Below are 20,380 nucleotides of genomic sequence, written 5' to 3'. Positions count from 1 at the left end.
GCTCCCCCACCTGGCCCAGGAAGGTCCACCGGCGACGGGACTGTCCCGCCGTCAACGATCCGAGAGGAACCGGCTTGATGAGGTACCGGAAGTTGTCCACCGCGGTCGGCGTCGCCGCCGCCGCGTTCGTACTCGCAGCCTGTGGCGGCGGGGGCAGTGGCAGCGCCGTGGACGCCACCAGCACCTCGTCCAGCGCTGCGTCGTCGGCGGCGGCCTCCTCGTCCGCCGGCTCCTCGTCGTCCGGCTCGGCCACCTCGAGTGCGGCCGCCGGCGACTCCAAGGTGCTCTCCGACGCCGACGGCGGCACGCTCGTCGTCGGCATCAAGTACGACCAGCCCGGCCTCGGGCAGCAGAACCCGGACGGCTCGTTCTCCGGGTTCGACGTCGAGGTGGCCAAGTACGTGGCCGAGCAGCTCGGCGTGCCGGAGACCGGTGTCACCTTCAAGGAGGCCAAGTCGGCCGAGCGCGAAGGCCTGATCGAGCGCGGAGAGGTCGACTTGATCGTCGCCACCTACTCGATCACCGACGCCCGCAAGGAGAAGGTCAACTTCGCCGGGCCGTACTTCGTGGCCCACCAGGACCTGCTGGTCCGCGCCGACAACGACACCATCACCGGCCCGGAGAGCATGGGCGGCGCGATCCTGTGCTCGGTGAGCGGTTCCACCCCGGCGCAGAAGGTCAAGGACAACTACGCCCAGGACGTGGCGCTGCAGGAGTACGGCACCTACACCGAGTGCGTCGAGGCGCTGCGCAACGGTGCGGTCGACGCCGTCACCACCGACGACGTCATCCTGGCCGGCTACGCCGCCCAGTTCCCCGGTGAGCTCAAGCTCGTCGGCAACGGGTTCTCCGACGAGAACTACGGCATCGGCCTGAGCAAGGGCGACACCGCCGGCACCCAGGCGATCAACGACGCCATCCAGGCGATGATCGACGACGGCAGCTGGGCCGCCGCGCTCGAGTCGACCGTCGGCCCGTCGGGCTACACCATCCCCGAGCCGCCGACCCCCGGCGACGCCTGATCCCCACCGCGGCCCCTGACCCCTCCGGGTCGGGGGCCGCGTTCATGCCCGGCGCCGCGCCCGCGACGCCGCGGTTCCCCGGCGCCACCACTGGCAGGCAGGAGGTCGAGCGTGGACTTCAGCTTCCTCACCGATCCCAGGTACGACTTCCTGGGCGCGTTCTGGATGACGATCCAGTTGTCGTTCTGGTCGGCGCTCGGGGCGTTCGTCCTGGGCGTGGTGCTGGCCGCCATGCGGGTGTCGCCGGTGCCGTTGATGCGCGGGTTCGGCACCGCCTACGTGAACATCGTCCGCAACATCCCACTCACGGTGATCATCATCGTGATGAGCCAGGTCATCGCCGGCACGCTGGGCCTGCGACTGGCAGTCCGTGAGCCGGGCGTGAACCCGCAGGGCTTCCTCGACTCGCAGAACTTCCGGCTCGCCGTGCTCGGCTTCATCCTCTACACGGCCACCTTTGTCTGCGAGGCGGTCCGGTCCGGGATCAACACGGTGCCGCCCGGTCAGGCCGAGGCGGCCCGGGCGATCGGGCTGCGGTTCACCCAGGTGCTGGGGATCGTCATCCTGCCGCAGGCCATCCGCGCGGTCATCGCACCGCTGGGCTCGGTGCTCATCGCATTGATCAAGAACACCACGGTGGCGTCGGCCATCGGGGTGTTCGAGGCCGCAGCACTGATGAATCTCTACATCGAGAACGAGGCCGACAAGTTCCCGGCCACCTTCCTGGCCATCGCGGTCGGGTTCGTGATCATCACCCTGCCCATCGGGCTGCTGTTCGGCGCCTGGGCCAAGAAGGTGGGAGTGAAGCGATGAGCGGCAACGCCACGGTCCTCTACGACCACCCCGGCCCCCGGGCGAAGGCCCGCAACCTGGTGCTGTCCGTGCTGTTCGGCATCCTGCTGGTGCTGGGTGTGTGGTGGGTGGTCGACACCCTCATCGACAAGCAGCAGCTGACCGCGGCGAAGTGGTCGCCGATCGTCGACTGGCAGAACTGGGAGACCTACCTGCTGCCGGGGCTGTGGAACACGCTGAAGGCGGCGTTCCTGGCCCTGATCATCGCGCTGCCGCTGGGCGCCCTGTTCGGCATCGCCCGGCTGTCCGACCATGCTTGGGTCCGTTGGCCGTCCGGCATCATCGTGGAGTTCTTCCGCGCCGTGCCCGTGCTGATCCTGATGCTGTTCGCGTTCCAGTTCTGGTTCCTGGTCACCGGCGTCTCGAGCCCGCTCGCCGGCGTGGTCATCGGCCTGGTCCTCTACAACGGCTCGGTCCTGGCCGAGGTGTTCCGGGCCGGGATCCTGGCCCTGCCCAAGGGGCAGACCGAGGCGGCCCAGGCGATCGGGCTCAGCAAGTCACAGACCATGCTGTCGGTCCTGCTGCCGCAGGCGGTCACCTCGATGCTGCCGGCCGTGGTCAGCCAGCTGGTGGTCATCGTCAAGGACACCGCGCTGGGCGGCCTGCTCATCGGCTACGTCGAGCTCCGCCGCACGGCCAACACCATGGGCAGCTTCTACGGCAACCTGCTCGCCACCTACACGGTCGTCGCGGTGATCTTCATCCTGGTCAACCTGGCGTTGAGCTGGGGCGCCGGCGCGCTGGAGCGCACGCTGCGGAACCGGCGCGGTGGACGGACGGCCACGGTGCTGCTGTCGGGGCTGGAGGGACCGATGGCGGGCGGGGCCCGCAACGCGGCCGTCCTGCCGGACCCGAACGCGCCGGGCATGGAGCCCGAACAGCGCCGGTAGCGGTGTTCCGGCTCCGACCGTCGCGGCGGCGGCGTCCCCGCCGGCTCAGCGGGCGATCTCGGTGGCCCGGGACTCGCGGATGACGGTGACGCGGACCTGACCGGGATAGGTCAGCTCCTCCTCGATCTGCTTGGCCACCTCGCGGGCCAGCACGTGCGTCTCCAGGTCGTCGACCACCTCGGGCTTGACCATCACCCGGACCTCACGACCGGCCTGCATGGCGAAGACCTTCTCGACGCCCTTCTTGGCCGCGGCGATGGCCTCGATCCGCTCCAGCCGCTGCACGTAGGACTCCAGCGACTCGCGCCGGGCGCCGGGACGACCGCCGGAGCAGGCGTCGGCCGCCTGGGTGAGCACGGCCTCGACGGTGCTGGGCTGGACCTCGTCGTGGTGCGCCTCGATGCAGTGCGCGACCGCCTCCGACTCGCCGTACCGACGGGCCAGCTCGGCGCCGACGATGGCGTGCGATCCCTGGGCCTCGTGGGTGAGGGCCTTGCCGATGTCGTGCAGGAAGGCGCCCCGGGCGGCGATCTCCGGGTCGATACCCAGCTCCAGGGCCATGGCCCGGGCGATGTGCGCGCACTCGACCAGGTGGCCGAGCACGTTCTGCCCGTACGAGACCCGGTACTTGAGGTGCCCGATCAGGCTCATCAGCTCCGGGTGCAACGGCGCGACGTCGGCGTCGACGACGGCGTCCTCGGCGGCCCGCCGGCACAGCACGTCCACCTCGTCCTTGGCCCGCTCGTAGGCCTCCTCGATGCGGTGCGGGTGGATGCGACCGTCATCGACGAGCAGTTGCAGGGTGATCCGTCCGATCTCCCGGCGCACCGGGTCGAAGCAGGACAGCAGCACCGCCTCGGGGGTGTCGTCGATGATGACGTTGACGCCGGTGACGGTCTCGAAGGCGCGGATGTTGCGGCCCTCACGGCCGATGATCCGGCCCTTGAGGTCGTCGGACGGCAGCGGCATGACGGTGACAACGGTCTGCGCGGTCTGGTCGCTGGCCACCCGCTGGATGGCGTCGGCGACGATGGCCCGGGCCCGCTGCTGAGCGGTGGCCTGCGCCTCCTGCTCCAGCCGCCGGGCGTCCAGGGCCAGCTCCCGGCGCAGCTCCCGCGCCTGACGGGCGAGCAGTTCGGTCCGGGCCTGCTGGGTGGACAGACCACTGACCCGGCTCAGCTCGCGCTCCACCGCCTCGGAACGCCGGTCCAGCTCCTCGACGCGGGCGGTCACCTCGTCCCACTGCTGCTGGACCCGTCGGTTCTCCTCGGTCAGGTCCCGCATCCGGCGCTCCAGGTCGGTGCGCAGACCGGCCATCTGCTCGCGGTCGGCGGTGATCCGGGTGCGCTCGGCCAGCACGGACCGCTGCTGGTCGGCCAACGCCTGCTGCTGGGCCGCGAGCGCGGTCTGCTGCTCGGACAGGGCGGCGCCCGACTCCCGCAACCGGGTCTGGGTCCGGTCCAAAGCGCTGCGCTCCTGGGCCAGGCTCTGCTCGACCTCCGCCCGCAGCGCCTGCCGTTCCTCGTCGAGCCCGGCCCGCAGCCGGGCGACCTGGGCCCGGGCCGCGTCGAGCACCTGCCGGGCCTCCTCCTCGGCGTCCTGCCGGAGCCGTTCCGCCGCCCGCCGCACCGGGTCGGGCACCGCACCGGTCGCGGATCCGACCGGCACCAGCGCGACGGACTCCCCCGCCGGCGCGGGCGCCGTCAGGGACGGCCGGGTGACCGGAACCGCCGACGGATCCGGCACGGACGGGCGACCCGGTGCACCGCCCGGCGCGCTGCCGGACACATCGACGACCGTGGTCGACGTCGCCGTCCGGGTCATCGCCGGTGCCGCGCCGGTTGCGGACCCGGCGCCGGCAGCGTCGGCTCGGGTGGCCGTGGGGCGGTCGCCGCCCTGCCGACGGACGAACTCGTCCAGCAGCCGGCGCAGCGCCGCCTCGTCCATCCCTGCGGACGGGCGGCGACGCGCCACCACCACGATGGCGACCACCAACGCCGCCAACACGGCGGCCAGGAGGATCGCCAGCACGATGTCCGGCATGAACCCTCCCTCGTCGTTCCGGCCGGAGACGATGGGACTGTCGGACGGTGCGTCAGCGCCGCCGGTCGACGAACCGAACGGCGGTGGCCTCTGTGGTACCGGGTCGCGGCGAGCCGGCGTGCTGATCGAACAGATATCGCGGTGCGCGCACGGTCAGTCCGTGTGCGTCATCATCTCCGGTGACCCGAGGTTAAGGAGCCGCCGGAGCGGAAGCAAGCGCCGCGGCGCGCGCCGTACCGGTCGGGACCCGGGTCCGGATGCCGGATCGGGCGTCACCGGACAGAACGGGCACATCGCCCGGACGGTCGCCACCTCACTCGTCGGGCTGCCGGTCCAGATGCCCCTGGACGGCCCGGTCGACCACCTCGTACACCAGGCCCGGCGGGTAGCCGCGGCGGGCCAGCAGCCCGGCCAGCCGACGGCGCGCGGCCTCCGGCCCGGCCGCCATCACCGAGTCGAGCCGACGCCGCACCAGCTCGGTGGCCCGGCGGCGCTCATCGTCCGGATCGACCGCGGCGGCGGCCTCGGCGGCCATCGCCCCGTCGACGCCCTTGCGACGCAGCTCGGCGGCGAGTGCGGTCCGACCCAGACCTCGGTCCCGGTGCTTGGTGCGGACGAACGCCTCGGCGTAGGCCGCGTCGTCGATGAGCCCGACCTCAGTGAGGCGGTCCAGCGCGATGCGCGCCGCGTCGTCCGGGACACCCCGCCGCTGCAGCGCCTCGGCCAGTCCGGCCCGGGTCCGGGCCGACACGGCCAGTAGTCGCAGACAGACCGCCTTGGCCACCGCGACCGGGTCACCCGGATCGTCCTCCGGATGACCGGGCGTCGCGGCCGGTTCGGTGTCCGGACCGCGTCGGCGCCGCGGTGGCCGCGACCTCGAGTCCCCGGTCGGGCCGGCCGGGGAGCCAGCCGGTGGTGCCGTCTGCTCGACGGCGGCGATCCGGTCGGCCAGCTGGGCGAGTACGGCCGACCGGTCGGCCTCCACGGTCAGAACTCCACGGCCGCCGGGGCCGGCTCGGCATCGATGCGAGCACCGACGCCCAGCTTCTCCTTGATGCGCTTGTCGATCTCGTCGGCGATGTCCGGGTTGTCCCGCAGGTAGGTGCGGACGTTCTCCTTGCCCTGACCCAGCTGCTCGCCGTCGTACGTGTACCAGGCGCCCGCCTTGCGGACGAGGCCCTGCTCCACGCCGACGTCGATCAGCGAGCCCTCCCGGGAGATGCCCTGGCCGTAGATGATGTCGAACTCCGCCTGCTTGAACGGCGGGGCGACCTTGTTCTTCACGACCTTGACCCGGGTCCGGTTGCCGACGACGTCGGTACCGTCCTTGAGGGCCTCGATGCGGCGGATGTCCATCCGGACGGAGGCGTAGAACTTCAGCGCCTTGCCACCGGTCGTGGTCTCCGGCGAGCCGAACATGACGCCGATCTTCTCGCGCAGCTGGTTGATGAAGATCATCGTGGTGCCGGTGTTGTTGAGCGCACCGGCGATCTTGCGGAGCGCCTGCGACATCAGACGGGCCTGCAGACCGACGTGGCTGTCGCCCATCTCGCCCTCGATCTCGGCGCGGGGCACCAGCGCGGCCACCGAGTCGACCACGACCAGGTCGATCGCGCCCGACCGGATCAGCATGTCGGCGATCTCGAGCGCCTGCTCACCGGTGTCGGGCTGGGAGACCAGCAGCGAGTCGGTGTCCACGCCGAGCGCCTTGGCGTACTCGGGATCGAGCGCGTGCTCGGCGTCGATGAAGGCGGCGATGCCGCCGGCGGCCTGGACGCTGGCCACCGCGTGCAGCGTGACCGTCGTCTTGCCGGAGGACTCCGGGCCGTAGATCTCGATGATCCGGCCACGGGGCAGTCCGCCGATGCCCAGCGCGACGTCGAGCGCGATGGAGCCGGTGGGGATGACCTCGATCGGGGCCCGACCCTCGTCGCCGAGCCGCATCACCGTGCCCTTGCCGTACTGCTTCTCGATCTGGGCGAGCGCGATGCTGAGCGCCTTCTCGCGATCCGGTGCACTCATGACCTGTCCCGTGCCTTTCCTCGGGTCACCGGATGGATCCCATCCGGTGGAAGCTGCCTGCCGTGTCGTCAGGTGTGGTTGTCGAGAACGACGCTAGGACGAGGCACCGACAACGCCCGTCCGCCGGCCGCGGCTGTGCACAACTCGACCGCATGGGGACAACCCTACCCGTACACACGTTCGACACCGGCAGGTCGCACGGCGTGTCGCAGCGGCCTGGGCAGCACCGAGTGGCCCGGGCGGACCGCCATCACTTGCGGCGGTTGCGCCGCCAGGCCACCAGCGCGAAGGCCAGCGAGGTGAGCAGCATGACCAGCACCACGACCTGGAACAGCGGACTGCCCGGCTCGGTCATGCGAGTTCCTCCCCGTCCTCGTCAGCCACCCCATCGGTCGCGATCGGTCGCGATCGGTCCCGGTCAGTCCGGCAGGCCGTACCGCAAGGACTCCGGCACCTCGAAGGAGTCGCACACGGCGGCCCAGATCACCTTCGGATCCCGTCCCGACTCCAGCGCCTGCGCCGCGGTCATCCCGTCCAGCGCGCTGAACACGTGGTCCTGCGCGACCGAGTCGGCGCGGTACTCACCGAAGTGGGCCACCATCAGCTTGCGGAACTCGGTCAGTCGCACGCCCGCCGACTGTAGTGGCGTTCCGGTCCCGCTTCACCGGCCGGGGATCAGTCGGTCAGTTCGCGCAGGCCCATGGTCAGCCCGCGGAGCCGGTCGGTGGCGTCCTGCAGCGCGGCCACCGCGGGCGCTCCCGCCCCGGCGATCCCGCCCCCGGGGGCGGACCCGTGCAACTCGCGGGCCGCGGCCACCGTCTCGGCGGTCACCGCGACCAGCTGGCCGTACGAGGCGACCCCGGCCCGGATGTCCTCGGTGAGCAGCCGGATGGCCCCGTCCAGTCCGGGCTGGGCATCGGCCGGCGCGGCCGACCGCGTGCGGATCAAGGCGGACAGCTCCACCGAGCGCTCCCGCAGGCTCACCTCGGCGTCGTCGGCCACCCGGACGACGTCCTGCCGCAGGTCCACCGTCGACCGGCCGGCGTCCCCGGCGGCCAGCAGACCGACCAGTTGGCGCAGGCTGTCGGAGTACCCGTTCAGCTCGACCATCGACGGGCGGACAGCGGCGGCCACCGCGGGGCGTCGGGGCTGCGGCGGCGGCAGGGCGGCCAGCGCCCGGGACCGCTCACGGGCGTCCCGGACGGCGCGGACCAGGCCGCCGATCGACCAGATGAGCACGGCCAGGAAGCCGACCAGCAGCAGCGCGGGGATGACCAGTTCGGCGCCGGGGGTGAGCAGCCCGACCGTGGCGCCGGCCGTCCCGGCCAGCCCCACGCCCGTGCCCACCGACCACACCTGCACCCGGCGACGGGCGGCACGGTGCCGCCGGGCGGCCACGGCCGATGCGTCGCGGCGGGTCCGCACCAGCTCGGTCGCCGCGTTCGACACGGTGCCGGCCAGCTCACCGCCGGCCGCCATCACCTGCGGCGCGTTGCGGGCGGCGAGCTCGGACGCGCTGCGCACCAGGGCGGACCCCGTCTGCAGCCCGGCCTGGACCGTCTTGCGTGACCTGCTGGACGTCATGCGGACATTGTCCCCTCGACGGGCCGGGTCGCGGCGGGGGTCGGACCCCGAGTGCACCCCGACCCCACCCGGAACGTCCCGGACGGGGTCGGAAGCACGAGTCTGCGCAGCGGGACTGGTCCCGCGGACGGTCAGTTCTGCTGCTGGTTCGGCGTCGACTGCTGGGCCGGCTTGGTCAGGTCGGCCGGGCCGGCCACCCCGTTGGTGGCGGGGTCGATGGCGCGGGAGTTCTGGTTGGCCAGCTCCGGGTGCAGCTGCGCGCGCAGTTGGTCGAGCCGGCTCGCACCGGCCATGTCCAGCGTTGACTTCTGCACCTCGAGCATCCGGCCCTCGACCGAGTTGGCGTGCAGCTCGGCCGAGCCCAGGGCATTGGCGTAGCGCCGCTCGATCTTGTCCCGCACCTCGTCCAGCGACGGAGTGTTGCCCGGCGCGGACAGCTGCGACATCGACTGCAGCGAGGCCGAGACCTGCTCCTGCATCTTGGCCTGTTCCAGCTGGGAGAGCAGCTTGGTCCGCTCGGCCAGCTTGGTCTGCAGCGTCATGGCGTTGTTCTCGACGGCCTTCTTGGCCTGCTCGGCGGCCTGCAGGGCCTGGTCGTGCATGGCCTTGAGGTCTTCCATCTGCTGTTCGGCGGCGACCAGTTGGGTGGCGAAGGCCTGCGCGGTCTGCTCGTACTGACCGGCCTTGACCGCGTCGCCCTTGGCCCGGGCCTCGTCGGCCAGCACCAGCGCCTGGCGGGCCGAGGACTGCAGCCGTTCCACGTCGCCCATCTGGCGGGTCAGCTTCATCTCCAGCTGGCGCTGGTTGCCGATGACCGCCGCGGCCTGCTGGGACAGCGCGGCGTGCTGCCGTTGCGCGTCCTCGATGGCCTGCTGGATCTGCACCTTCGGGTCGGCGTACTCGTCCACCTTGGAGGAGAACAGCGCCATCAGGTACTTCCACGCCTTGGTGAAGGGATTGGCCATCGATCCGGTCCTCTCGCGTGCCTGACCGGCGCGCCGTTCGGGCGACCGGTACGCCCATCGTTGCAGGTGTTCCGACGGTGATCCACCGGATCATGGACCGGCGGGCCGGAAATCCGGGACGAGTTCCGGGTGCCGTACGGTCCGTCCCGGAGCATCTCCGGGGTCGACCCCGGGTCGGGCGCCCGGATCGTCCGGACCCCGGTGGCCGCCGTCCCGCCCGCCGGTGGGCCCTGGCTACAGTGCCCTGTCCGGTCGCCGCGCCGTCGCGCTCCCGCCGGCGGAGCGTCGCCGCTCCCGGCCCGGACACAACGGACGGAGGTGGACCGTGGCGCGGCACGCCGGTGAGGGTCGGCGCGGCATCGCCCGGTGGGTCTGGGTGACCGTCGCGGTGGCGGTGGTCGCCGCCCTGGCCGTCGTCGGGTACGTGGCGATCGTCGGTCAGGACGATCCCGACCCGGCCACCGTGTGCACCCAGCAGGCCGAGCTGGCCGTGACCGCGACGCCGGCCCAGGCGGCCGCCCTGACCGCCGCGGCCGCCGCCTTCGACGCCACGCGTCCGGTGGCCCGGTCCGCCTGCGTCTCGTCCACCGTGACCGCCGCCGCGACGCCCGAGGACGCCGGCGAGCTCGGCACCCTGCAGCCGCCGCCCGCGGTGCTGGTCGTCGATTCCCCCGCCGATCTGGCCGCCCTCGAGGAGCACGACTCGGCGGTCACCGCCGGCCGGGACGACGATCCGGAGGCCAGCTCACCCGTGGTCCTGGCCGTCCGACCGGACGACGCGGACCGGGTGGCGGACGCGCTGGCCGGCGGCGGCTGGGCTGACCTGGTCCAGCTGGTGGGCGACGGCACGACAGCGGGTCCGCTGGCCCTGGCCCTGCCCGATCCGGCCGGCAACCGCGCCAGCGCCTACCTGGTCGAGTCGGTCGTGCTGGCCGCGCAGGACGGGACGACCGCGACCGCGGACGGATCCCCGGAGGCGGTGGACGAGTCCGCCGTCACCGGCGCCCTGCCGCTGCTCGACCGGCTGGCCGCGGCGACCGCCGCGTCCCGCGGACCGGACGCCGCCGGCACCACCGCCGAGGCGCTCACCGGCCTGGCCACGGCGGGCGACGCCGATCCGGCCGGGCCGGTTCCCGTCGTCCCGGTCGTCGAGACCGACCTGGTCGCCTGGAACTCCACGGCCGACGAGCCGCTGGCCGCGGTCCGGCCGGCCGGCCCGGCCGTCGGCGACACCGTGCTGGTCGTGCAACTGTCCGCGGACTGGGTCGACGCCACGGCCCGGGAGGCGGCCGCGCAGTTCGCGGCGTTCCTCCGCTCGGCGCCCGGACGTCAGGTGCTGGCCGACGCGGGCCTGCAGGTGCCGGACACCACCGCCACGGTGTCCTGGCCGGCGCTGCTCGGTCCGGTGGGCGGGGCCGCCGCCGTCCCGGCCGCCACCGGCGCGGCCCGCACCGCGGCGCTGGAGCCCTTCGCCGGCTGACCCGACCGGACCGCCGGCACCGCTCAGCGCAGCAGCGGCACCGGGGCATCACCCAGCCCGACCACGCCGTCCACCAGGCGGCCGGTCGGCGCGGTCACCGAACAGGTCAGCACCCGCGTGTCCGACCCGTCCGCGCCGCCGTCCGCGGTCGCGATCCGCACGGCTCCGCCCATGGTCGGGTCGGCCCGACCGAGCAGCCGGGTGGCCACCGCCCGGCAGGCTCGGGTCACCGCCACCCCGTCCGCGGCGGTGTCCTCGGGCACGGAGGTGGTCGCCAGCAGTTGCGCCTGGTGCGGCTGGCGGCAGTGCTCCAACGACCGGCCGGAGCCGCTGGACAGCTGCGACCAGCACACCCCGAACGCCGCCGGCAGCCGACCGCCGGCCAGCGCCCCCCGGGCCGCCCCGGTGTAGCTGCCGCGCCAGGTGGGCTCGACCACGCAGGCCAGCCAGCCGCGACCGGCCGCGCGCTGCACCCGGTCGGGGATCACCCACCGGGTGCTCAGCGACATCCCGGGCGTCCACTCGACCACCGTCGTGCGCGGCCCGACGGCCGACGCGTCGAGCCCGCCGGCCGCCGCGTCCCCGGCCGGATCGAACCCGAGCCGTCCCGCGCCGGCTGTGACGGCGTCGACCCCGGAGCCATCGCCCCCGGCGGCATCGGCCGGAACCACGGTGCGCAGCGTCCCGGCGCCGACGAAGTCCTCGGCGCTCTCGGTACAGCGCGATCCGAGACTGCGGGCCAGCTGCTGGTACTCGGTCAATGGCGTGCCGGCCGGCAGGTCGCGCACCCACACCACCTCGCCGGACTTGGCCTCGGCGCAGGCGACGAAGCCGGCCCAGCCGACCGGGGTCACGCCGGCCAGCGAGCCGGGGGTCCCGTCGGCGTCCAGACAGGCACCGGACACCGGCGCCGCCGGCAGCACCATGGCCTCGGCCGTGCCGCCCACCGGCCGCCCGGTGACCCCGGGCCTGATGAGCACGAGCACGCCGACGACGGCGAACGCGAGCCACCCTGCCCACCGTCGGACCATGACCACACCCTAGCGGCAGTGTGATCGACATCACTTCTGAGTGACGCGTCATCCGGACGAAACACGGGTGACCACGGTTCGTCATCACCTCGGGCGCCCGGACCGGCGATCAGGACTCGAAGGCCTCCGGCGGCGGGCAGGAGCACACCAGGTTGCGGTCGCCGAAGGCCCCGTCGATGCGGCCCACCGGCGGGAAGTACTTGTGCGCCGGGTCGACCCCGTGCGGGAACACGGCCTGGGCGCGGCTGTACGGCCGGTCCCAGTCGCCGGCCAGCACGGCCGCGGTGTGCGGTGCGCGCCGCAGCGGGCTCTGCTCGACCGGCCAGGCGCCAGCGGCGATCTCGTCGATCTCAGCACGGATGGCTGTCATCGCGTCGACGAACCGCTCCAGCTCGGCCAGGTCCTCGCTCTCGGTCGGCTCGACCATGAGCGTGCCGGCCACCGGGAAGGACATGGTCGGTGCGTGGAAGCCGAAGTCGGCCAGTCGCTTGGCCACGTCGTCGACGGTCACACCGGTCGCCCTGGTCAACGGCCGCAGGTCGAGGATGCACTCGTGCGCCACCGCGCCGGCCGCTCCGGTGTAGAGCACCGGGAACACCGGGTCGAGGCGCCGGGCCAGCCAGTTGGCCGAGGCGATCGCGGTGAGCGTGGCGCGCCGCAGGCCGTCGGCGCCCATCATCCGGATGTAGGCCCACGAGATGGGCAGGATCGAAGCCGATCCGAACGGGGCCGCGGCGATCGCGCCGACTCCGGTGGCCGGGCCCGCGCCCGGGTCCAGCGGATGGTTGGGCAGGAAGGGCGCCAGGTGCTCGGCCACCGCGACCGGACCGACCCCGGGTCCCCCGCCGCCGTGGGGGATGCAGAAGGTCTTGTGCAGGTTGAGGTGCGAGACGTCGCCACCGAACGCGCCCGGACGGGCCACCCCGACCAGGGCGTTGAGGTTCGCCCCGTCGACGTACACCTGCCCTCCGGCCTCGTGCACCAGCTCGGCCAGCTCGCTCACCGAGTCCTCGAACACCCCGTGGGTGGACGGGTAGGTGATCATGATGGCGGCCAGCTCGGCCCGGTGCTGCCCGACCTTGGCGCGCAGGTCCTCGAGATCGACGTCCCCGGAGTCGGTGGTGCGGACGACGACCACCTTCATGCCGGCCATGACGGCGCTGGCCGCGTTCGTGCCGTGGGCGGACGCCGGGATGAGGCAGACGGTGCGGTGCTCGTCGCCGCGAGAACGGTGGTAGGCGCGGATGGCCAGCAGGCCGGCCAGCTCGCCCTGCGACCCGGCGTTGGGCTGCAACGACACCGCGGCGTACCCGGTGATCTCGCACAGCCACGCGCTGAGCTGGTCGATCAGCTCGCGGTAGCCGGCGCTGTCCTCGGCGGGCGCGAACGGGTGGATGCCGGCGAACTCGGGCCAGCTGATGGCCAGCATCTCGCTGGTCGCGTTCAGCTTCATCGTGCAGGAGCCGAGCGGGATCATGGTCCGGTCCAGCGCCAGGTCGCTGTCGGACAGCCGGCGCAGATACCGCAGCATCGACGTCTCGCTGTGGTGGGCGGAGAACACCGGGTGGGTCAGGTACGGCGAGGTCCGGCGCAGCGAGTGCGGCACCGCCGTCCCCGGCGCGAGTCCCCAGTTGACCCGGTCCGCGGTGACCGCGGCCAGCACGGCGCTCAGGTGCTCTTCGGTCGTCGCCTCCGACACCGACACCTGGACCGCGTCCTCGCCGTCGACCCAGACGTTGACACCGTTGCGCCGGGCCTCGGCCCCGATCGCCCGGGCCCGGCCGGGGACGCGCAGCCGCAGGGTGTCGAACCACGCGTCGTGCTCGAGCTCGACGCCCGCGGCCCCGAGCATGACCGCGAGCAACCGGGCCTGCCGGTGCACCCGGTCGGCGATCCGGCGCAGCCCGGCCGGCCCGTGGTAGACGGCGTACATCCCGGCCATCACGGCCAGCAACACCTGCGCGGTGCAGATGTTGCTGGTCGCCTTCTCCCGGCGGATGTGCTGCTCGCGGGTCTGCAGGGCCAGCCGGTACGCGGGCGCGCCGGCGTCGTCCTTGGACACGCCGACCAACCGGCCGGGCAGCTGCCGCTGCAGTTCCGGCCGGACGGCGATGAACCCGGCGTGCGGGCCACCGAAGCCCAGCGGCACGCCGAACCGCTGGGAGGAGCCCACGGCGATGTCGGCCCCCACCTCGCCGGGCGGCGTGATCATGGTCAGGGCCAGCAGGTCGGTGGCCATCACGACGCCGGCCTCGCGGGCGTGCACCGCGTCGATGATCGCCCGGTGGTCGCGCAGCGCGCCGGACGCGGCCGGGTAGCTGATGAGCAGCCCGAAGCAGTCGCCGACTCCGAACTCCTCGATGCCGCCGGAGAGATCGGCCTCGACCAGTTCGATCCCCAGCGGCTCGGCCCGGGTGGCCAGCACGGCCTTGGTCTGCGGCAGGGTGTCCGCGTCGACGAGGAAGCGGGACGACTTGGACCGCATGGTCCTGCGCAGCAGGGTCATCGCCTCGGCGGCCGCGGTGCCCTCGTCGAGCATGGAGGCGTTGGCCACCGGCAGCCCGGTCAGGTCGGCCACCGCGGTCTGGAAGTTGAGCAGCGCCTCGAGCCGGCCCTGCGAGATCTCCGGCTGGTACGGCGTGTAGGCCGTGTACCAGGCCGGGTTCTCCAGCACGTTCCGGGCGATCACCGGCGGCACCACGGTGTCGTGGTAGCCGAGCCCGATCATCTGCACCATCGGGCGGTTGCGGCCGGCCAGGGCGCGCAGCTCGGCCACCGCCTCGGACTCGCCGACGGGCTCGGGCAGATCGAGCGGGCGGGCGGCCCGCCCGGTGCGGATGACGGCCGGGACCACGGCCTTCTCCAGCGCGTCCAGGTCCGGCTGCCCGAGGGCGTCCAGGATGGCCTGCAGCCCGGCCTGGTCGGGGCCGATGTGCCGGTCGGCGAACTGCTGGGCCAGATGGTCGGCCGAGTGTTCGGGGTGCATGCGTCTCCTCCGCCAGGGTGAGCGCGGCGCGGTCGACGCCGGCGCCTCCCCCTCTGTCGCGCCCGCGTGACGGTGCTCCAGAGGTGTCTCGACCCGGCGGTTCTGTGGCCTGAGAGATTGGCGGGGAGAGCTTGCTCCTTCGGCGTCCGGCCCGACCGATCGCTCACGCTGATCGGGGGCTCGGACTCTCCCGCCGGGGGTCGTCGACGCCGGCCAATCTACCAAGGGCCCACCCGAGCACCCTGCCAAGGGCCGTGCCAGCGGTGCCGGCCGGGATGCGCCCGCCGATCGACCGCGGGACGCTGACGCCATGTCCGAACCGACCACCGCACCGACGCGGGGCGTGATCGCATCCGCCTTCCCGATCCTGAACACCCCGGACCTGGACCGCTCGCTGACCTTCTGGCGCGACCTGCTGGGCGGCGTGGTCGAGTACCGGTTTCCCGAGTCCGGCCCGGCCGACTACGTGAGCCTGACCCTGGGCGCCTCGCACCTCGGGCTGGGCGCGAACCCCGATGCCGGCCCCGCGTCCGACGCCCCGGCCGCGATCTGGTTGTACACCGACGACTGCGACGTGCTCGTCGAGCGGCTGCGGGCCGCCGGGGTGCCGGTGGTGGAGGAACCGCAGGACCAGCCCTGGGGTGAGCGGACGGCGCAGGTGCGCGACCCCGACGGGCTCACCGTGCACCTCGGACAGCCGGGCGGTGCTGGCGGGCCCGGCTGACCCGGATCAGGCGGCCCGGACCCGCTCGTCGACCGGGGTGATCGTCATCAGGTGACCGGACTCCCGGTGCAGGTCCAGGTGCGGCCGCAGCCCGGCCTGGCGCATCGCGATGACGCCGGACGCCAGCGCGGCGACCACGATGATCACACCCGAGATCGTCTGCGAGACCGCCGGTCCGAACGCGTCGGTGACCGCCCCGATGATGAGCGAGCCGACCGGGATGCCGCCCATGAAGACCAGCATGTAGATGCTCATCACCCGCCCGCGCAGCACCGGATCGGTGGCCAGCTGCACGGTGGAGTTGTTCAGGCTGTTGAACATGATGGACACCACACCGGTGGCCACCAGCAGCACCACGAACACGGCGATGCCCGGGGCCAGGCCCATGGCCAGGATCAGCAGCCCCACGCCGAGCGCGGCGGCGAACTGCACCCACAGCCGCGACGAGGTGGTGCGCGCGGCCAGCAGCGCACCGGCCAGCGACCCGACCGCCAGCGCGGTGTTCAGCCACCCGTAGACCTGCGCCTGCCCGCCGAACTCCTGCTGCGTGTAGGCGGACAGGATGATCGGCCAGTTGAACCCGAAGGTGCCCACGAAGAAGATCAGCACGATCGGCCACCGCACCCGGGGTTCGGCCACGGCGTACCGCAGCGCCTCCCGGACCTGGCCGCGACCCCTCGGCGCGACCGCGGACGGCACCAGGTCCCGAGACCGGATGGCGGCCAGCGCACAGAACACGGCCACGAACGTCACCGCATTGACGGCGAAGGCCAGCCCCACGCCGACCGCACTGATCAGTACCCCGGCGACGGCCGGGCCGACCAACCGGGCCATCTGGAAGTTGCCCACGTTCAGGCTGACCGCGTTGCGGACCAGGTCGCGCGGCACCATCTCGTTCACGAACGTCTGCCGGGCCGGGTTGTCGACCACGGTGACCAGGCCGATGCCGAGGGCCACGGCGTAGACGTGCCAGACCTGGACGGCGCCGGTCAACGCCAGCACGGCCAGCACGGTGGCCAGGACCGCCATCACCACCTGGGTGATCATCAGCAGCCGGCGTTTGGAGTACCGGTCCGCGATGAGCCCGCCCCACAACCCGAAGAAGGCCATCGGCGCGAACTGCAGCGCGGTGGTGATGCCGACGGCCAGCGGCGACCCGGTGAGCTGCAGCACGAGCCAGTCCTGGGCGATGCGGGAGATCCAGGTGCCGGTGTTGGAGACGACCTGGCCGCCGAAGTACAGCCGGTAGTTGCGGATCCGCAGGGCGGCGAACGTGGAGGGGCGACGCGCGGGCTCGGACGTCGGTTCCGGCGTGGTGGCGGAGGCGGCGCTGCCGGCGGGCGTGGTGGCGAGGGCGGGCGTGCTGGTGAAGGGTGGTGTGCTGGTCATCTCCTGGGGACGGGACGGTACCGAGCGGTCAGTGGGTCGGTCAGTGAGCTGGTCGGTCATGACAGGGTCGACAACCGTCGCAAGGCGTCGGCGGCGCGGGTCAGGGCCTGCTGGTCCGGGGGCGAGAGCCGGTCGAACTGCCGGGTGAGCCACTCGGTCCGCACCGCCGTCGACCGCTCGGCGAAGGCCACACCCTCCGGGGTGCGCTCGATGAGCACCTGACGGCGGTCCTCCGGGTGAGGTCGGCGGGTGACGAGGCCACGCTGTTCGAGCCGCTCGATGATCCGGGACATCGACGGCGGCTGCACGTGCTCGCCGCGGGCCAGGTCCCCGGGCGTCAGGGCGCCCTCCCGGCACAGCCGGCCGAGCACCGCGCCCTCGGTCGCGGAGATGTCGCCGTCGGCGGTCTGGTAGCGCAGCCGGCGGCCCAGGACCAGGACCGCGGCGCGCAGGGTGTTGATGGTGTCGGGGTTCGGCGCCGGCCCGGCCGCGCGGACGGGGGCGGTGGGGGCAGGCAGACCGGACATGTCGTTAGTCTAACTCTTTACCGCGACTAACGAAAGGGTCGATCGCCAAGACGCAGCGAGCCCACCACCCCGGAACGGGACGGCGGGCTCGGAAGGTCTGCGGGACGGGTCAGCCGGCGTTGCGGGCGTTGCGGCGCCGGGACAGCTCGTCCTGCGTCGGCGGCACCCACACCTCGCCGCCCTCGATCCGCTCGGCCGGGAACTCGGCCAGTGATCCGGTCACCTCGCGCATGGTGCCGCCGATGGCGATGCCGAAGACGCCCTGGCCGCCCTGCAGCAGGTCGACGATCTCCTCCGGCGAGGTGCACTCGTAGACGGTGGTGCCGTCGGAGAACAGGGTGACCCCGGCCAGGTCCTCGACCCCGCGGGCGCGCAGGTGGTCGACGGCGACGCGGATGTTCTGCAGAGAGACGCCGGTGTCCAGCAACCGCTTCACCACCTTGAGGACCAGGATGTCCTTGAAGGAGTACAGCCGCTGGGTGCCCGACCCCGACGCGCTGCGCACGCTGGGCACGACCAGGCCGGTACGGGCCCAGTAGTCGAGCTGGCGGTAGGTGATGCCGGCGGCCTGCCAGGCGGTGGTGCCGCGGTAGCCGAGCGAATCGTCCTGCTTCGCCGCGTCCGGGGACGGGAAGAGCGCGTCCTGGCCGTCACCCATGGTGCTCCCCCGTCCGCCGCGTCAACCGGTCCGCACGCCGCACCGCCCGGTCCCGAGCGGGACCGAGGAATGACAACCATGCAGTTCGGCACGGTAGGTGGGCGGCGGGGCAGCGTCAACGCTGGCGGCGGCGTGTCCGGTGCGCGACCGGCAACCTCCACCCGAACGGGCTGACGGCCATCATCCGGCAACTACCCGGCGATCACCGTCGGTCGGCCGGGCGACCGGCCGATCAGGGCTTCTGACCGCCGAAGTCCTCGGGCGAGATGGTGTCCAGGAACTCCCGGAACCGTTCCACCTCGTCGCTGACGGCGTCGCCGGACGCGCCGGCGTCGTCGGCCGCCTCCTCGCCGTCCTCGCCCATGACGATGCCGGCGTCGGCCAGCACGGCTTCCTCGACGAACACCGGGATCTCCACGCGGACGGCGAGCGCGATGGCGTCGGACGGGCGGGCCGAGACGGTGGTGCCGTTCTCGAAGGCGAGTTCGCCGTAGAAGGTGCCCTCGCGGAAGTCGACCACCCGGACCTGACTGACGGCGTGCCCCAGGGCGGCGATGACGTGACCGAGCAGGTCGTGGGTGAGCGGCCGGCTGGGTCGGACCCCCTGCAGGTGCATGGCGATCGCGGTGGCTTCGGCCGACCCGATGAGGATCGGCAGACTCCGGTTGCCCTCGACCTCGGTGAGCACCAGAACTGGCTGCTGATTGGGCATCTCGACACGGACGCCGACGATGCGCATCTCGATCATCCCGGTGCCTTTCTGCTCTGTCCGAACGGTGTACGACCCGGCCCCGCGGGCGTTCCACCGCTCGCTGCCGAACCTACCGAATGCTGCGCCCGGTGCGTGCAACCGCTGGTCGGGGCCCCGCTGGCGCCGGTCGCGCGGGCACCCGGCCCGGGTCGGGACGAGTCAGCGACCGAGCTCGCGGCGCAGCGAGGCACGGACGAGGTGGCCGTGCAGCCGCGAGGTGGTGGCGGCCAGGCCGGCGGCGGCCGCGCCGGCCCGTTCCCGCGCGTCCGGATCCCGCTGCTGCCGCGCCTGGGCGGCGACCAGCTGGGCGACCAGGGATGCCTCCCGCTCGGCTGCGGTGCGCAGCGAACGCAGGTGCCGGGCCTCCAGACCGGCGGCCAGCAGCTCGGCCACCACCGCGGCGATCTGCACGGCCTCGGCCTCGAACCAGTCACCCGGGGCCGGGGCCAGCAACCCGTAGTGCTCGAGCTCGACCAGCTGGGTGGCGGTGAGTCCGGTGCCGGCGAGCAGCTCGGCGCGAGTCATCCGCACGCCGGAGGCGGGCGCCGCCGGTGCTGCGTCGTCCGCCGGAGCAGCCGCCACGCTCGACGTCCGGGACATTCGCACCGGCGGACCGGCGGGCTCCTGCCCGCGGTCGATCGCGTCCAGCTGCTCCTTGATGACCTTGAGCGGCAGGTAGTGGTCGCGCTGCGCGGCCAGGACGAACTTGAGCCGGTCGACGTCGGAGTCCGAGAACTGCCGGTAGCCGGACGGTGTGCGGCGCGGCGTGATGAGACCCTCGGACTCCAGGAACCGGATCTTGGAGATCGTGACGTCGGGGAAGTCCGGCTTGAGCCGCGCCATCACCACGCCGATGCTCGACCAGGTCGGCTCGTCGGCCACCCCTGCCGCGGTCATGACGACGCGGTGCCGGCCTGGTCACCGGACAGGAAGACCAGCCGGAACTTGCCGATCTGGACCTCGTCCTGGTTGGCCAGTGGGGAGACCTCGATGGGTTCCCGGTTCACGTAGGTGCCGTTCAGCGACCCCACGTCGGCCACCTCGAAACCCTCGGCGGTGCGGCGGAACTCGGCGTGCCGTCGGGAGACGGTGACGTCGTCGAGGAAGATGTCGCTCTCCGGGTGACGCCCGGCGGTGGTCAGGTCCTTGTCCAGGTGGAACCGGGAACCGGCGTTGGGTCCCCGCTTCACCACCAGCAGGGCCGACCCGGCGGACAGCGACTCCACTCCGAGGAGTTCGTCGGCCGTCTCGGTCTCCCCCGTCGGGAACAACCCGGTCGAGAAGATCGAGGTCTGATCCGACCCCTGCTCGCGGTCACTGCTGGTCACCCGTCGCTCCTCACCCGCATCACCCAGCGCCGACGGGACCCGCCCGCTGCCGGACCCGATCCGGACGCGGGGCGGCCTCGCCGCACCACATCCACCGGACACATCCACGTTCCGTTGCTGAGAACCTA

At 72.8% G+C, this 20,380-nt stretch carries 18 protein-coding genes, 1 pseudogene and 1 riboswitch; of the genes and pseudogenes, 5 read left to right on the top strand and 14 right to left on the bottom strand.

Annotation, left to right across the window (positions count from 1 at the left end):
* Positions 1-77: 77 nt before the first annotated feature.
* From JL106_RS18145 to JL106_RS18135, 3 genes are all read left to right on the top strand, one after another.
* Positions 78-1,022: a glutamate ABC transporter substrate-binding protein gene (locus JL106_RS18145; protein WP_205262174.1), complete on the top strand. Its 945-nt coding sequence runs from the start codon at positions 78-80 to the stop codon at positions 1,020-1,022.
* Positions 1,023-1,133: 111 nt separating this feature from the next.
* Complete coding sequence (locus JL106_RS18140) at positions 1,134-1,835, top strand: amino acid ABC transporter permease (RefSeq protein WP_205262173.1); 702 nt, start codon at positions 1,134-1,136, stop codon at positions 1,833-1,835.
* Positions 1,832-2,764: an amino acid ABC transporter permease gene (locus JL106_RS18135; RefSeq protein ID WP_205262172.1), complete on the top strand. Its 933-nt coding sequence runs from the start codon at positions 1,832-1,834 to the stop codon at positions 2,762-2,764. Before JL106_RS18140 ends, JL106_RS18135 begins: the two co-directional genes overlap by 4 nt.
* A gap of 45 nt (positions 2,765-2,809) precedes the next feature.
* On the opposite strand, the gene rny is transcribed toward JL106_RS18135, so the two are convergent.
* The 6 genes and pseudogenes from rny to JL106_RS18105 all read right to left on the bottom strand — a co-directional run.
* Positions 2,810-4,807: a ribonuclease Y gene (gene rny / locus JL106_RS18130; RefSeq protein WP_236007928.1), complete on the bottom strand. Its 1,998-nt coding sequence runs from the start codon at positions 4,805-4,807 to the stop codon at positions 2,810-2,812.
* 313 nt (positions 4,808-5,120) lie between these two features.
* Positions 5,121-5,792, bottom strand: a complete 672-nt coding sequence (locus JL106_RS22240; RefSeq protein ID WP_205262171.1) for a regulatory protein RecX — start codon at positions 5,790-5,792, stop codon at positions 5,121-5,123.
* A 2-nt stretch (positions 5,793-5,794) separates the two neighbouring features.
* Positions 5,795-6,829 carry a recombinase RecA gene (gene recA, locus JL106_RS18120; RefSeq protein WP_205262170.1) on the bottom strand — a complete coding sequence of 345 codons (1,035 nt, stop codon included), beginning with the start codon at positions 6,827-6,829 and terminating at the stop codon, positions 5,795-5,797.
* A 418-nt stretch (positions 6,830-7,247) separates the two neighbouring features.
* On the bottom strand, positions 7,248-7,457 hold the full coding sequence (locus JL106_RS18115) for a DUF3046 domain-containing protein (protein ID WP_205262169.1): 210 nt from the start codon (positions 7,455-7,457) through the stop codon (positions 7,248-7,250).
* Between the two features lie 47 nt (positions 7,458-7,504).
* Positions 7,505-8,413 carry a phage shock envelope stress response protein PspM gene (gene pspM, locus JL106_RS18110; RefSeq protein WP_205262168.1) on the bottom strand — a complete coding sequence of 303 codons (909 nt, stop codon included), beginning with the start codon at positions 8,411-8,413 and terminating at the stop codon, positions 7,505-7,507.
* Positions 8,414-8,669: 256 nt separating this feature from the next.
* Positions 8,670-9,378: pseudogene (locus JL106_RS18105) on the bottom strand (PspA/IM30 family protein); the annotation flags it as partial.
* A 325-nt stretch (positions 9,379-9,703) separates the two neighbouring features.
* Here JL106_RS18105 and JL106_RS18100 point away from each other — a divergent pair.
* On the top strand, positions 9,704-10,858 hold the full coding sequence (locus tag JL106_RS18100; RefSeq protein ID WP_205262167.1) for a substrate-binding domain-containing protein: 1,155 nt from the start codon (positions 9,704-9,706) through the stop codon (positions 10,856-10,858).
* Positions 10,859-10,881: 23 nt separating this feature from the next.
* Here the strand turns inward: JL106_RS18100 and JL106_RS18095 are convergent, their stop codons facing one another.
* Together JL106_RS18095 and gcvP are read right to left on the bottom strand one after the other, a co-directional pair.
* Positions 10,882-11,889, bottom strand: a complete 1,008-nt coding sequence (locus JL106_RS18095; RefSeq protein WP_205262166.1) for a hypothetical protein — start codon at positions 11,887-11,889, stop codon at positions 10,882-10,884.
* 109 nt (positions 11,890-11,998) lie between these two features.
* Positions 11,999-14,875 carry an aminomethyl-transferring glycine dehydrogenase gene (gcvP, locus tag JL106_RS18090; protein WP_205262165.1) on the bottom strand — a complete coding sequence of 959 codons (2,877 nt, stop codon included), beginning with the start codon at positions 14,873-14,875 and terminating at the stop codon, positions 11,999-12,001.
* 87 nt (positions 14,876-14,962) lie between these two features.
* Positions 14,963-15,078: riboswitch (glycine riboswitch) on the bottom strand.
* Positions 15,079-15,185: 107 nt separating this feature from the next.
* Between gcvP and JL106_RS18085 the strand changes: the two genes are divergently transcribed.
* Positions 15,186-15,599: a VOC family protein gene (locus tag JL106_RS18085; RefSeq protein WP_205262164.1), complete on the top strand. Its 414-nt coding sequence runs from the start codon at positions 15,186-15,188 to the stop codon at positions 15,597-15,599.
* Positions 15,600-15,605: 6 nt separating this feature from the next.
* Here JL106_RS18085 and JL106_RS18080 read toward each other — a convergent pair whose 3' ends face one another.
* From JL106_RS18080 to odhI, 6 genes are all read right to left on the bottom strand, one after another.
* Positions 15,606-16,988, bottom strand: a complete 1,383-nt coding sequence (locus JL106_RS18080; RefSeq protein WP_205262163.1) for an MFS transporter — start codon at positions 16,986-16,988, stop codon at positions 15,606-15,608.
* Positions 16,989-17,044: 56 nt separating this feature from the next.
* Positions 17,045-17,515: a MarR family winged helix-turn-helix transcriptional regulator gene (locus JL106_RS18075; RefSeq protein WP_205262162.1), complete on the bottom strand. Its 471-nt coding sequence runs from the start codon at positions 17,513-17,515 to the stop codon at positions 17,045-17,047.
* Positions 17,516-17,624: 109 nt separating this feature from the next.
* Positions 17,625-18,173, bottom strand: a complete 549-nt coding sequence (locus JL106_RS18070; RefSeq protein ID WP_205262161.1) for a MerR family transcriptional regulator — start codon at positions 18,171-18,173, stop codon at positions 17,625-17,627.
* 232 nt (positions 18,174-18,405) lie between these two features.
* A complete protein-coding gene (locus JL106_RS18065; RefSeq protein WP_205262160.1) occupies positions 18,406-18,921 on the bottom strand; it encodes a bifunctional nuclease family protein in 516 nt (171 codons plus the stop codon).
* Between the two features lie 162 nt (positions 18,922-19,083).
* Entirely contained in the window at positions 19,084-19,821 is a 738-nt protein-coding gene (ftsR, locus tag JL106_RS18060) for a transcriptional regulator FtsR (protein ID WP_205262159.1), read from the bottom strand.
* Entirely contained in the window at positions 19,818-20,252 is a 435-nt protein-coding gene (gene odhI / locus JL106_RS18055) for an oxoglutarate dehydrogenase inhibitor Odhl (protein WP_328842571.1), read from the bottom strand. Before odhI ends, ftsR begins: the two co-directional genes overlap by 4 nt.
* Positions 20,253-20,380 lie beyond the last annotated feature (128 nt).

Source organism: Nakamurella leprariae (assembly GCF_016918035.1).
Lineage (GTDB): Bacteria > Actinomycetota > Actinomycetes > Mycobacteriales > Nakamurellaceae > Nakamurella > Nakamurella leprariae.
This window is presented reverse-complemented; position numbering and strand designations above follow the sequence as displayed.

Bases quoted from the DNA above. Each gene is read 5' to 3' on its own strand.
- JL106_RS18135 (WP_205262172.1), top strand. From the start codon at position 1,832: ATGAGCGGCAACGCCACGGTCCTCTACGACCACCCCGGCCCCCGGGCG.
- JL106_RS18080 (WP_205262163.1), bottom strand. From the start codon at position 16,988: ATGACCAGCACACCACCCTTCACCAGCACGCCCGCCCTCGCCACCACG.
- JL106_RS18065 (WP_205262160.1), bottom strand. From the start codon at position 18,921: ATGATCGAGATGCGCATCGTCGGCGTCCGTGTCGAGATGCCCAATCAG.
- JL106_RS18095 (WP_205262166.1), bottom strand. From the start codon at position 11,889: ATGGTCCGACGGTGGGCAGGGTGGCTCGCGTTCGCCGTCGTCGGCGTG.
- gcvP (WP_205262165.1), bottom strand. From the start codon at position 14,875: ATGCACCCCGAACACTCGGCCGACCATCTGGCCCAGCAGTTCGCCGAC.
- JL106_RS18075 (WP_205262162.1), bottom strand. From the start codon at position 17,515: ATGTCCGGTCTGCCTGCCCCCACCGCCCCCGTCCGCGCGGCCGGGCCG.
- ftsR (WP_205262159.1), bottom strand. From the start codon at position 19,821: ATGACCGCGGCAGGGGTGGCCGACGAGCCGACCTGGTCGAGCATCGGC.
- pspM (WP_205262168.1), bottom strand. From the start codon at position 8,413: ATGACGTCCAGCAGGTCACGCAAGACGGTCCAGGCCGGGCTGCAGACG.
- rny (WP_236007928.1), bottom strand. From the start codon at position 4,807: ATGCCGGACATCGTGCTGGCGATCCTCCTGGCCGCCGTGTTGGCGGCG.
- JL106_RS18070 (WP_205262161.1), bottom strand. From the start codon at position 18,173: ATGGGTGACGGCCAGGACGCGCTCTTCCCGTCCCCGGACGCGGCGAAG.
- recA (WP_205262170.1), bottom strand. From the start codon at position 6,829: ATGAGTGCACCGGATCGCGAGAAGGCGCTCAGCATCGCGCTCGCCCAG.
- JL106_RS18085 (WP_205262164.1), top strand. From the start codon at position 15,186: ATGTCCGAACCGACCACCGCACCGACGCGGGGCGTGATCGCATCCGCC.
- JL106_RS18145 (WP_205262174.1), top strand. From the start codon at position 78: ATGAGGTACCGGAAGTTGTCCACCGCGGTCGGCGTCGCCGCCGCCGCG.